Here is a 14,068-nt window from a genome sequence, read left to right as displayed (position 1 = left end):
AAGCCCTAAAATCAATTTACTAATAAATAGATTATTTGGTTAAATCACAATTAATTACTGATAATAGCAATTAATTGTGAACTAGAATTATCATCAACTCCTTCAGTTATATTTTCTTGCTTATTATTAAAAATTAACTTACTCATAGAGTGTGCTAATAATGAAATATTTAAGTCTGGTTTTTGTAATAAACTTAATTCAGAAATGGCCGTAGGTTCAGGCACCTCAAATAGGGCAAAATCTTCATAATCTTGAGAAGAATCAGAACTAAAAATATCGTCTTGCTGTATAAGAAAGGTATCATGTAGATAATTTATTTTTTTACTATCATCTTCTAATTGAGCATAATAATTTTTATCAATTTGATGAGGGTGGATGTGCTCAATGCTTTCTATTGCAATTAATCCTTTCATAAATAAATCAGCTAATGATTCTTTCTCAAAGAACGCCTTCGTTCTAGGAGATAGCAAGAGTTTTAAAAGATCTTTATCAAGCGTTTTATTATCGCTAAGTAATCGTTCTATAATTTTTGCAAAACCATTTAAGTTATTAAAAATAAAATTACAATTTTCCCGATTAACTTTGCGTTCATTACTAAGCTCGGTAAGAGTATTCAATAAATCAGATGGATTAATCCAATTCAATTGCAAAGCTATTAAAACCGAACGATTATTAAGAATGCTGGCAAAACTTTTATTTTTTAAACATTTTTCTATTACACTAGCATAAGAAAATGTTAACTCAAATAAAGGATGAGGCTCGAAATTCGTATTTGCAGAATTATCTAGAATTTGTGTATATTCATATGAAATAGTTAAAGCTGCCATTAATACTTTGTGCAGTAATGGATAACGCGCTTTATAACAGATATTTGTAAGTACTGACTCATTATAGAATTCCTCTTTCTCTTGTTCTAAAAGAACCACAGCTTCACCCGCCATCTTATTCGCAAGCAATTTGATATTTCTATTACGAATCTTTCCCTGCTCGTGTCTATCCGGATAGAGTCCTATACTTAAATTTTTATCAAAGAACGCTTGCGTTAATACTTTACTTGGCAATGCATCATTAATTTGCTCTCGCAGTTTAACCGCATCAATATATTTCCATAACATACTTACACTTTGCGATAAGAGTAAATAATCTGGCGGTAATAAATGCCAATTAATTAAAATATGCTCACAAGCATTATTTCTTTTGGTTATATCCAACAAAAAATCAACTATAAAATCATTATCCCGAAATGTTAATCTGAGGTGATAGAGAGAAAAAACAGGACAATGTACACTATCTGCTTGATAAACACTGTTTCCTGCTATGATAAAAAAAATATTAAGCTCGCGGGCTGCCTGCTGAAATTCTTGATAATAACCATCATGCCCTCGATAATGATCCGCCACAAAAGCAACTGGCCTTTCACCTGGGACAAGAAATAAGTCAACTGCGCAATAATGCACTTTATCAGGTTGTCGCTGCTGAGATTGACTACGCTGTCCTACTTCAATTAAAAATTGATATTGTTTAAATCGAGGAACATGATTATTGGAAAGAGCTAAGTTATGTTGGTTTTTAATATAGGTATCATTATCTTGCAAAATGTCTTTAAGTATATTTGGAAACTGAATTTTATGGATTACATCTACTTCCCCTAAAGTATTTTTATTTCGATACATAGTCATTAAGAACCGGATAACTTCCTCACTTGCAACTACATCTGATCCAAAGTAAGCCAATTCCTCTAAATCATCACAAATTAATTCGGATAAAGAACGTCTCATAGCCTTAATTCTTCTTATTATTAGGGAGATACTGTTATAACATGACTTTCTTAAATAAATCTTTAAAAAATAAATTAATTTTAAAAAATTTACATAAATCATATAATTAATACATTTTTTGTTATTTTTAGCCGTATCAAATTTAAATAAGAAAAGCCAAAAATTAATACTTTTTTATCTTTTTGATCAATTTATAATCCATATTTTTAAAATTAACTCTATAATTAAGTTGAATAATACTTTAAAAGGAGTATTGGTATGGAAGTCAATTCTAATTATTTAGCTAAATTAATATTCACCTTAAGTGTGGGTATTATTTTAACTTTAGGAATATTTACTTCTTCTACAAGTTTCGCAGCACAAGGCTGTGGTTTTGGTTATCATATGACCTACTTTGGCCGCTGTGTACCTAATCATCCAGGCCCTTATGCTACGCCTATTCCAGGTCGACCCGATTGCTGGATAAATGCTCGAGGATTTCTACGTTGCTGGCGATAAAAGGATAACGCCAACATGATAGGATGTTTGGCGTTAAATGAATTCAAATATAAATAAGAGGGGAATAAAGAGTCTATGAGGATTCTAAATTCCACTTCTTATAAATGATAATAAATTTTAAATTATATCTGAGCTCTTACGTTATCAACCAATTCATTGATAGGTTGCTCAGAGATTGAAAAGCTATATTTAGCTCTTGCTAAAATATAATCAAGACGTTTTTTAAAAGAGCTATTACTAGCATACTCTATATCACTGCTATATTGATTTAATTTAACAAGGATATCGAAAATGCTTTGCTTTTCGCTATCACAGTCTTTAATAAGCTCTTTAGCCTTTGGTAAATGATGTCTTGTGGTAATTAATGCTTTCCAACCTGAGGTATAAGTTAAAAGAATATTTTTTATTTCCTCTTTAGTTAGTATGCTGTCTTTAGAAAAGTCCCCATATTGTTTGCCTCTAAAGTGGCCTAAAAATGTTAAATTTGTAGTCCAATGGCCGTTATTTCTATTATTTAAAGTGATAGAGGGTCGATTCGCTATATTGGCAGAACCATATAAATAATTGTTTCTCCCATAATTAAAGGTATTAAAGTTAATTTCAAATATATTAGCCAAATCATCTAAATCACGATGCGTACCCCAACGATAATTAACTGTAATGTCTTTCATAGCAGCCACAATACAAGAATTACTTTTAAGTTGTATGGAAGATTCAGTCTTCATATAAACATCTTCCTTAAAGGCTTCCAAGATCAAGCGATTAATGGGTTCATCAAAGCTGTTAAACATATACTTTCTTCTAGCATCATTATAGTTTTTGTCTTGTGGATTTTCAGGATACCATCGACTTAAGCGCTCCCTTCGTTGTCTTAGCACTTTAATTTTATTCGCCACTTCTATACCATACTCACGTGCAGCAGAAGAATTAATAAGACCATTGTAATGATTATCTGTTGAATCATTTTTAGCAAAACAGTGAACCATTTCTGTAAAATCTATAAATGCTGTAGGAGGGAATTCATCTGGAGAATTTAAAGGTTTATCAAAAAGCTCTCGTTTACGATGATTATAAATGATATGCCTAAAACAGTATTGAATTTTATTTAACAATGAAATAGATTGATCGCTAAAATTAAATTCATTAATTTCATTTAATTTAATAGGAAAAGCATCAGCTGATAGATCAAGTACCTCCATACTTAAAATTTTTAATTTTTGGAAAGTTGCACTTACTCCTTCCCTAGCGATTTCATGTTTAATAATATCAATTAAGCCGATTGCAAATGCATAAAAGGCGCAATTACCTTTACCAGGATTATCTATTTCTTTGATTATCATTTAAGACCTTAAGACTAGCACAACAGGATTGCATTATAAAATAAATAGATAAATGAGCAATTTATTATGCAATTACCCTTGCTATTAAAAAAAGAAAATTAAAAGACTGTTAATATTTTATTTTTTACATTAAATATAACAGCCACTTTTATTTACTATATTAAAATTACAAACCAGCTATTGTTTTATATCCTCCTATTTTTCCCTCTCCTTAAATCTTGATAATTCTCCCCTTTAACAAAATTTCCCTAAGACATATGTGTCAGCATTCTCTAAATTGGTTTTATTTTTCATAAAATTAGTTTTAAAGAACCGATCAGCAGAATAAGTTATGATAGAATCTAAACAGTCTACTAGTTTAAGTTCTCTCTCCTGTTTGAGAAGAGCATTGATCTTTCCAGCTACTTTTCTATCACCATGACACACCACTAAATTACCTTCTACTTTTTGATTTAAAATAGTTAAATAAACATCTACAGAGCAAAGATTCTTTAATTGATCTAATAAAAATTTTACTCTTGGCAGCGACTGACTTTGAACTACTTCGTACAATGGAGTACGACTATTATTGTCTGGCTTTTGAAATAATATTTTGATATCTCTTTCTTTAAAATAACCTTTGATCAAACCTACTTTTAAAGCTAATAAATATTCTTCTATAATTGCTGGATTTTCACTCAATAAAGCAAGATGTAAAGGGGTAGTTCGTATATTACTTGCTTGAAAGAATAATTTACGGCAAGAGCGAAATGATAACCATTTATCCATAACCGCTTGTTGTATTATATTTATAAATAACTTTACGTTTTCTAATTTACCCGTTTTAATAGCGCTTGCAAAAACACTAAGCCCAGTTTGATTGCACTGCAAATACAATGTTTGAAAATGATTTTTTGTAATTAATTTTTCTTGAACACATTCATTTAAAAAAGCCAATACTTCTTTTGCAACATTCAAATTATTATTAAATACTGCTAAATGAATTATAGAAAAGCTGCGCGGTGTTTTAGCAAATAAAATAGCTGCTAATTTTTCAGGCTCTAACCATTGAGCTTTAGTTACTTTTTTCAATTGAGTTAGTATTAACTTTAAATTCGTTACATTAGCTTCATTTTTGATAATAGAATGTAATAAAGTGTAGCCATTTACATCGCGTTTCCCCATAAATTCACAAAATTTTTCTGTAGTTAACCATTGTTGCTCAATTAAATAATTTATTTCGTCAAGCAAGACAGGAAAATTAGTTGAATTAATTAAATTAGTAAGATGCAATATTGAAGGCTGATTTGCTAAAAGAAAAAAATTAATATAATCGGAAGCACTTATTATTCCTTGATCAATACTATAATGAATTTCATTAAGATAAGTTTGAAAATTCTCTTTGTTTTCACTACGTAGCAGAATATAAAAAGCGTTCATGCCCTGTTTGCTGTTGTAAAAAAATATATCCTTATAGTTTTGATAAGTTAAATATTTTTTGTTAATTAAATTATGAATAGTATTGAGAAATGTATCTAAATTTTCCTTATGCGCTTCTTTTAATAAGGAGCCAAAGGGTGTAAAACCACCATGACAAGGTGTTTTTAAAAGAAAAAGAACTGCTTCCTTTCCTAAGGATTGGGCTCTTTTTAAGATTATATCAATTAAAAAATTTATTTTTTCCTTAACATTGATATCAGTCATGACCGAGCTTAAATGAATAGCATCTATGAGATGACTATAACCATTAATACTCGTCTCAGTTAGAGTAGCAAAGCTTAATTTATTAATTACTTGAATAACGGTCGTTTTACTTACGCTATCTTTTATATATTCAATTATAGTTTCATGCGCAATCTGCGCTTTGAACGTCCTGTATGTCATAATTATAAAGCTTTAAATATATTTATATACGCCAAAAGAAGCAAGTTTAATTTCCCTTTAAGTATGAGGTTTAAATGAGAGCCAAACACTTTTATTAATCAAATTTCTCTTTATTAGCTGGTAGTCCTGACGTTGGTAAAATTTCTGAACTAAGTGAATTAAAATATCTTAGCTTCTAGTTCGAACTATTATAAGACAGTGTAAATCATAGGCAGATAGGCATAAAGGTATTTGAAGCCTATTCATTTTGCACATGAGCAAAAATCTATTTCTGGTGCATAAAGATGATCTATCCGTCACTTTTAAATATATATTTAATCCAATTAATTCAAAAAATAAACTTATATTGCAATAAATAAATAAAATATATTGACTCAACTTCATAAGATAACGAATATGTCATTTTAATAAAAAAGAGAAGGAAATAAATAATGGCTTTAAAAGACTTAGCAAGAAATAATTCCAGTTTCCAATTAAAATGTTTACTCGCATTAGCAGGGACAGCAGTCGTTACGTTAGGTGTTATTGCTGCATTAAGTATAAAAGCGTCAGCAGCAGCTCCTACAACAGCTTTGCTTGCCTCAGCAGCAGCTGTCTCACCTATAATACCAATTGCGCTACCGGTTGTTTTACTGACCATTGGCGCTGTTTGTTTACTGCCATTCCTTTTTAGTAGTGCCTGTCGGTTTCCAGGAAGGTCGTACACAACAGCTTATAGTTCCCCATTTTATCGGTCTAGTTTCTTTAGTACACCTATTGTAGATGTTGGTACCACGCACAGACATAGCAGCAATCCTTTTGACTCAAATTACCACAGTCATACTACTTCCTCTTATCATGGGCATGGTATTTTTTCGAGCGCTAGCAACCATCATGGTCATAGTGGATCGGTTAGTACTAATCATGGACATATTGGTGGTTATGGCGCTTCATCAAACTACCATGGACATAGATAAATAGAAATCAGCTATTTAATTTTTCTAAGTGCACCAATTATGCAAAATTGCTGCACTTAATTGATCAATCGTTATTTCACAAGTCATTCCCGCGTAGGCGGGAATCTATTTTGATAATCAATACTACTTTATAAATAATTATCCGCTATTCGAAATGAACTACCATTAAAATATTAATTAATTACATTCATAAAGCTAACTGCGTCTCTCTAAGTTCCTCGCGAGTAGCTAACCAGTCATGACTTGCTATTTTTTGATAGAAATTAGTTGTAGTTTTGCACTGCCCACGCCGGGGTGATATTAAAGCATCTTCCGCATGACCTACTATTTTATCATACGCACTTACGGCGTTTAATTTCCTTTCTTCAAACTGTTTAATAGTCTTGAGAATTTTATCAACTCTATGGGGTACGCGCTGTCCTTCATTAATTACACTACCTTTAAATATTCCAAAACCTGCTGCTTGCCAAGATGTCTTTTTGATATCTGCTTTTAACTCATTTAAAAAATTAGCAACTTCTATTTCAAGTTTTTCTTGCATGTCCTTATTTTTACCTACCCATACTGGCAAAGTAACACCTTGAGTAAGTTCTTTAAGCGTTTGCTCCCCTTCCTCGGCTGTTGTTACCACTGGTATTTCAAGTGTATTGGCCCTTGCTTCTTCTAACGTATTTGCAGGTAACATCTGTGTGTAATGAAAAGGCGGCGTTGACACTAAACCTTTTGCAGCAAAATTGGGATAATCATCTTTAAGCTCAAGTTCAGCAGTTTTTTGCATAATAAGCCACATACGTTTGACATTATTGGGTATCACATCAACATAATGCTTTAATTTTTTATCCTTATTACGAGCATTATATTTTTCGTGAAATTTTGTATGCTTTACTGCCCCCTCATAATTAAAATCAGCAGACTCATCTTTAGTTTCCTCCTTTGCAATAAAAGAGCGCATGAATAAGCCAATTAATCTATTACCACTTCGAATAGGATCAGCACTGTTTGCTTGAAATTCTAGTTTTAATAAATGATAAATAATTTTTAATGTGTCTTCAGGTGAAGTTGAATTTAGTATATTTTCTAACAACAATATTTTTATCGCTTCAGGTATAAGATTGGTTTGTTTATAGGCTTGCAAATCTAAACCAATTGTTAATAAATATCGTTCTGGATGATTTGAAAAAAGTAAGGACTTTAATTTTGGATTGAGTTTATCAAGCTGTTCTTTATCTCGCTTAGGTAATTGCTCTATTAATTTTATTAAATCTTTCCTCATTACTCAGCCTTTTAGCAAAAAAAGCAAGTAATATAATAAATGATTAATTAAATATCAAGTTAGTTTTAATTTAAACATCAATACTGCAAAATAAATTTATAAAATAAAATGGTAATCATTTAACGAATCCACTTAAGATTATTTGCAAATTAATTTATTTATACTTAGTGATTTTGTGTTGTCAAACAAGAAGCATCGATATTAAAATCTTTTTCTTGTTTATCATAAAAACTGGAAGGCTTTTTGGACCTTTGTTGATATAACATATGTATCGCTTATAGTAGTTTGCCTACTAGCAGAGTTCAAACCTTTTACTTGATTTAGTTCAGGCATTTTCGGTATGAAGATTGAAATGCTCTTCTTTTTCCTTAAAAAAATATACTTCTTCATCATTAAAAAGTGTAATTTGAACTAAAAAATGACGTACAACTATGATCTTTCCTAACAGCTTGTATCAAAACTTGTTCTTTGGCTAATATACTTTTAAATTACCCAAGATACTGACTAACCTGTTCAAAACTCCCATTAAAAATTCTAGCAGGCATACGTTTCTTAAGTAAAAATAATCAAGTGCTAGCGATTGCTTACTTTACCATTTATGCAAATTAAATTTAAAATACCCTTTATTTAATCTACAATACGATAAACTAAGCAAAACTATAAACTGATTAAAAGTTTAAGCCTTTAATCTATAAATTATTTTTTTGCTCATTAAGTTTTAAATTAAATTCATTCGCCTTCTGCTCTATATGTTTTTTATAGCCATCTGGATCGATAAACGGGGTGACTTGAGTCTTATTTAAAAGTGCATATTTCTTACTAAGATCGAAATACATAGCATGAGCACCAAGGAAAATATCACAGGGTAAGCTTTTTAAGGCTTCAATGGCTCGCTTGTAATCTGCAGCAATATTGGGATAAGTTTTATTATTAACTAATGGGTAACCAGGATTCACATTAAGACTACCGACAATTACTGCTTGATATGTTTTGCCCTTATCTTTCACTTGCATAGTCCATGTGGTGCAACCTTTAGTATGCCCAGGCGTTAAATGAGCAGTTAATACTGTATCTCCAAGCTTTACCTGGTCACCATCGTGTAAAATTTTATCAACTTTAGTTGCTGGAAAATACATACTTTTATCATTAGCATAGAAAAAATCTACTGTTCCTCCAGACTCAACTGTAGCTACGTCCTCAGCCATAACCATATATTGAGCATTGGTTTCCTGCTTAATTAACTTACTACCTGCAGCGTGATCTAAATGGGCATGACTAATAAGAAGAATTTTAGTATCGCGATAGTCAAAGCCAAGCTTTTGAATATTAGCTTTAATCATGGGAATATTAGCTTCAAGATCACTATTAATTAAAATATTACCTTCCTTAGTCACGATTAAATAACTTGCCAAATCATCCATACCAACATAATAAAGATTTCCGGCTATTTTAAAAGGCGGAAAGGCATTACCTACAGGGTAAGCAAATACTATTGGCGAGGATAAAACGAACATTAACAGTGATAAAATAAATCTTTTCATGAAATACTAATAGTGCAGTTACTTAAGTACTCATTATATGGCAGTTTAATTCTGAAGCAATCTTTTGTTAACTATTAGCCACTTTCCACACTGACGGTAATGAGACCAGGTCGGTCGAAAAGGCCGAAAAAGTACCGTGTCATAAAGTATATGAGCATCCTTATCTACATGGGGACAGGCTTTGAATACTTTTTTCGGCCGAGATTGACCATCAATGGCAGTTTGGAAAGAGATCTATTTTTGAAACGAGGAGAGTATGCTTGTTAAACAAGCATACTCTCTGCAAAATTAGAGTGATTTTAAGAATTCAATTAAAGCATTACGAAGATCAGCAGACAGATTTTGGTAGGCTGTCCGACTCGCAGAACCTTCTCCACCATGCCATAAAATAGCTTCATTTAAGGTTCGTGCACGGCCATCATGTAAATAGGCTTCGCCGCCACTAACTCCTGCAGTTAAACCAATATTCCATAAAGGCGCCGTTCTCCATTCATTTGGTTTTACATTATTAATCTCGGGAAGAGTATCAGCTAATTCAGGACCCATATCATGTACTAACAAATCCGTATAAGGGTGAATAACCTGATTTCTTAGCTCAGCCTTTGGATGATAAGGACTAGTAGTAAAGGTTGGTACGTGACATGCCGCACATCCAATTTGGCTAAAAATAGCTTTACCCTGCTTAACAACTGCATTCTCAGAATTGCGCTGAGCGCGAACTCCTAAAAGTTGGATATATGTTGTTAACTGATTTATATAGGTATCACTAATTTCGGCACCTGTAGGACCACAATTGGTTTGTTGTGGACCACAATCAGGTTGGGGCATAACAGAGCTAGTAACGCCCATATCATTACGTAAAGCAGTAACAATTTGATCCCTAACAGTAGCGTTTGCTGCTTTCCAACCAAAACGTCCAACCCGAGGAATTGTAGTGCCTGCTTCATAAACAAGGTGAATACGTCCAGCAACACCGTTGCCTTTATTTGGATTATTAGCTATTTCGACAATGGCACTTTCAGGAATAGCTTCTAATAAGCCTGCACCCACAAGTTGAGGGGTAATACGTGGTGAAAACCGCGTTACTGCAGGGCTAAATTGAAAATTAGGCCGACGAAGTCCATTAGTTTCAGTCCAACTTTGGATTCTTACCGTACCCTCAGGCGTACCTGAAGTAGAAAACGGTTGTAAAAACGAACCTAACGTTGGGTGAGGATTACCATTGGCATCTGTCACTATAATCATATAATTATTTAGAACGGTACCAACTGCAGGTGGAAGCCCCCGGCCATTGTTTACATGACATCCTACGCAAGAACGATTGATGTAATTGACACCAACTTTGTTAGCTAATTCAGGAAAACCTGGATTACCTGGCTCTGAATGCGCACCATTTATCATATCAGTATGATGAACGCGACGTCCTAACATAAAAGGCTGGCCATTAATATTTGATGTATTGGTAGCCATCTGTTTAAATAAATCTTTGGGTTCATTTGTATACTGATGATGTATTGTAGTTTTTCCACCTAACCAAGCTTCAACGGGAATAGGATAAGAATCTTCTCGTTCCGTGCGTGGATCACCAAACACCCCACGTGCTTCCCAAGGCACGAGTCCTTGCCCAATAATATATAAAAAGGCAGTGCCATAATAATTAGCGCGGCCACGTGGCGGATTAGCAAGAAATTCGCTAATTTCTATTTCCATTCGATCGCCATTTCTGATTGCGCGACCTTCTTTAGGATTAGTAGTGATTATTGTTTGATAATTTAATCTATCACCACTTGTTACTCTCATTGAAACGTTATGAAAATACTCAGCAACCGTATTAACACCTCGATAAAAAGCTCTAAATTCTGGTGCACTTAGTGGCCACAAAGTTTTTACGTTAACAATAATTCTGTTACCGCCTTTAGCCACCTCATCTATCATTTCTACTTGGATAGTACGATGCTCCCAATAGAACGGTAGATAGTGATCATAAGCCCGATATTGATCTTCACGTGCATGTCTGTCACGAGCTCGATCAGCAAAGCGCGTAATTAAAGCAGTAGGTGTTTCTATGACTGTACTAGGCTCAAGTGGCGTACTACTTGAAAATAAGGGGACAAAATTATCATCGCCATCTGGTGGATTAGAATCGGTGCCATAGACTTTTAACTCCCAAATGGAATAACCCCACTGATTTCCTACACTGCGCTTAATACCATAAATACGAATATAACGATAATTACCAGAGACATTTACTGTATCAGTACGGTTCCCAAATACGCCACCTGTTCTTCTAGCTAACACTGTCCAATTGTTAGCATCATTAGAACCTTGAACTTCATATATTTCTGCGTTAGCGGCTTCCCAATCAATAACGATTCTTGCCAAGGAATAAGCTTTTCCCAAATCAATAGCAAGCCATGAAGGATCAATACCGATAATTGAGCCCCAACGTGTATTCGGATTACCATCAACAGCATTTTTTGCCGGTAGCCCCTCTGTGCTAGCCCAGGCACGAGCATTAAGTGCTAAATTAATATCTTGTGCATATAAATTAAATGTAAAGAAGAGAAGCAAGGTAGTCGCAATTGACTTAAAATAATTGAGCTTTGACATGGATGATTTCCCTATTCTCAATAGATTAAAACCTTTAATCCAATAATTTTTAGTAATAAGATCATTTTTAAATTCTAATCTCGTTACTATTATTTTAAAGAATTAAATAAATAACATTAGACTAGCATAAAAGATTGATATTCTTAAATAAAGTGTCTCTAATTAAATAATAATAAACAACATTTTATAATTTGCAACAATTGTTATTTCAAATAGGTTAATAACCAAACATATAGGATAATAATTTTAAATTATGTTCTAAATTAAATAAAAAAATAATATTTCTAAAAGATTTTTTCAGAGTAATTATTTTAGGAAAGAGCAAAAGGCAAACTATAATTTTAATACTCACTAAAGAACGCAATTTTAAATTGCTAAATCCTATAAGATTTGTTGTTAAATTAATAAAGATCCAAAAATAATATAATCTAAATTAATAAGGCAGATCATCGCTAATGAATAATGATGAGTTAATATACGGAGTAAACGATAAACCACCTTTCGTAAAATTATGTTTGCTAGCAATACAGTATGTTGTATTGATGTCGGTATATTTAGTACTAATTGTAATCGTTGTAAAAGCAGCTCACCTTCCTTACACTACTTCTTTAAATGCTGTCAGAATGGGTATGATTGCCCTAGCTATTGCTACTAGTATTCAGGCACTTAAGCCCCCTATTGGCTCCGGTTATTTAGCTGCGCCTGTAGTTTCAGCTATATATCTTAAAGCCTCACTACTTGCCGCTACAGCTGGCGGCTTACCCTTAGTTTTAGGTATGACTATTTTTTCAGGTTTAATGGAAATCTTTTTTTCTCGCTTTATCTATCAATTACGTGCTTTTTTCCCCCCAGGTATTTCAGGTTTTATTATTAGTATCGTTGGTATTGAATTAGGACTAGAAGGCTTAGCTCAATTTCTAGAATTAGGTAAGGAATATCATTATGCTTCCTTAACGAAACATATTTTTATTGCTTTGCTTACATTAGGGATAATGGTAGGTCTTAGTATTTGGTGGCGAGGAATTATTAAACTCATTTGTTCTTTTGTTGGTTTAGTCGTTGGTTATATTGTGGCTTTTTTATTAGGTGTAGTTCATACAAATGATGTCAATTTTAATAAAGTCCCTTTTTTTGCATGGCCCGATCTAACCTTCATTTCCTATGATTTTTCCTTCTCGTTAATTTTACCTTTTTTTATTGCAAGTATTGCTGCAGCATTAAGAACAGTAGGCGTAATTACTACATGTCAAAAAATCAACGATCCTAGCTGGAAAAAACCTGATTTAAAATCTATCAAAGGCGGTGTATTCGCTGATGGTCTGGGAGCTGTAGTAGCCGGTATTTGCGGAATTCCTGGTATTAGTACCGGACCAAGTCTTGTAGGTGTTTCTAATGCAGCGGGTGCTACAAGTCGGTACATTGCTTTTGCAGCCAGCATTGTTTTAATTCTGATGGCCTTACAACCAAAGTTTGCTTTAGTTCTGCTTATTGTGCCCATGTCTGTAATAGGACCTGCTTTAATGTTTACTGGTAGCTTTATGGTTGTCGGCGGAATTGCTTTGATGTCTTCAAAAAATATTGATATGCGTATGACCTATGTTATAGGTCTTGCTTTATTATTTGGGCTAAGCCGTGAAATTTACCCTAATTTTTATGACTCCTTACCACCTATTTTACAAACATTCACCTGCACCTCTTTAACTTTATCGGTAATTATTGCTTTATTTTTACATTTAATCTTCCGCATAGGTATTCGTAAACAAGCGGTGTTAAATTTCAATGAAAACATGTCTAATATAAAACTAAATAGATTTATTTTAGAACATGGTCAGTTATGGAAAATTGATAAACAAAGTATTGAAAGAATTGCTTTAACCACTGAAGCTATTATTCAACATCTTCATTATAGCAATTTAGCTACTAATAGTATTAATCTTACTTTGACCTACGATCAAATTGATGTGGTTGTAGAAGTTCAATATGAAGGCGATCTTTTACTTTTACCATTTGTAAATCAGAAAAAACGAGTTTTTATCGAGGAGGAATCTTTTTCTTACGGGCTTAGTGATTTTTTAATTGGCGTCTATCCAGATAAGCTCGAACGTTTCACCAGTAATAATTTGTCTTACCTTAAACTTTATTTTCATATCTGATTACCTATATATAAAGACTTACTGGGGCAAGATTTTTATGCTAAGTTTAATCAATT

The 14,068-nt window shown here is 32.8% G+C and carries 9 protein-coding genes; 3 read left to right on the top strand and 6 right to left on the bottom strand.

The annotated features are described in order from the left end of the window. Positions 1–50: 50 nt before the first annotated feature. Positions 51–1,778 (bottom strand): hypothetical protein, encoded by a 1,728-nt coding sequence (locus E1P04_RS10715; protein WP_131782899.1) that lies wholly within the window; start codon positions 1,776–1,778, stop codon positions 51–53. 258 nt (positions 1,779–2,036) lie between these two features. Between E1P04_RS10715 and E1P04_RS10710 the strand changes: the two genes are divergently transcribed. Beyond that, the gene (locus E1P04_RS10710) at positions 2,037–2,276 is read left to right on the top strand and encodes a GCG_CRPN prefix-to-repeats domain-containing protein (RefSeq protein WP_131782898.1); all 240 of its coding nucleotides are present in this window, start codon (positions 2,037–2,039) and stop codon (positions 2,274–2,276) included. A gap of 122 nt (positions 2,277–2,398) precedes the next feature. Here the strand turns inward: E1P04_RS10710 and E1P04_RS10705 are convergent, their stop codons facing one another. Further along, positions 2,399–3,616: a hypothetical protein gene (locus tag E1P04_RS10705; protein ID WP_131782897.1), complete on the bottom strand. Its 1,218-nt coding sequence runs from the start codon at positions 3,614–3,616 to the stop codon at positions 2,399–2,401. Positions 3,617–3,850: 234 nt separating this feature from the next. Further along, positions 3,851–5,479 (bottom strand): hypothetical protein, encoded by a 1,629-nt coding sequence (locus E1P04_RS10700; protein WP_131782896.1) that lies wholly within the window; start codon positions 5,477–5,479, stop codon positions 3,851–3,853. Between the two features lie 431 nt (positions 5,480–5,910). Here E1P04_RS10700 and E1P04_RS10695 point away from each other — a divergent pair, with 431 nt between their 5' ends. Next, a complete protein-coding gene (locus tag E1P04_RS10695; RefSeq protein ID WP_131782895.1) occupies positions 5,911–6,435 on the top strand; it encodes a hypothetical protein in 525 nt (174 codons plus the stop codon). Between the two features lie 187 nt (positions 6,436–6,622). On the opposite strand, the gene E1P04_RS10690 is transcribed toward E1P04_RS10695, so the two are convergent. The 3 genes from E1P04_RS10690 to E1P04_RS10680 form a co-directional block, all read right to left on the bottom strand. Further along, complete coding sequence (locus E1P04_RS10690) at positions 6,623–7,708, bottom strand: hypothetical protein (RefSeq protein WP_131782894.1); 1,086 nt, start codon at positions 7,706–7,708, stop codon at positions 6,623–6,625. Between the two features lie 689 nt (positions 7,709–8,397). Continuing rightward, positions 8,398–9,249 (bottom strand): subclass B3 metallo-beta-lactamase, encoded by an 852-nt coding sequence (gene bla, locus E1P04_RS10685; RefSeq protein ID WP_131782893.1) that lies wholly within the window; start codon positions 9,247–9,249, stop codon positions 8,398–8,400. Positions 9,250–9,537: 288 nt separating this feature from the next. Next, complete coding sequence (locus E1P04_RS10680; RefSeq protein WP_131782892.1) at positions 9,538–11,859, bottom strand: di-heme oxidoredictase family protein; 2,322 nt, start codon at positions 11,857–11,859, stop codon at positions 9,538–9,540. A gap of 455 nt (positions 11,860–12,314) precedes the next feature. Between E1P04_RS10680 and E1P04_RS10675 the strand changes: the two genes are divergently transcribed. After that, positions 12,315–14,012, top strand: a complete 1,698-nt coding sequence (locus E1P04_RS10675; protein ID WP_131782891.1) for a uracil-xanthine permease family protein — start codon at positions 12,315–12,317, stop codon at positions 14,010–14,012. Positions 14,013–14,068 lie beyond the last annotated feature (56 nt).

Origin of the sequence: Legionella gresilensis (assembly GCF_900639865.1) — a bacterium.
Lineage (GTDB): Bacteria > Pseudomonadota > Gammaproteobacteria > Legionellales > Legionellaceae > Legionella_C > Legionella_C gresilensis.
The sequence above is the reverse complement of the archived record's forward strand: the minus strand, read 5'-3'. Positions and strand labels throughout refer to the sequence as shown.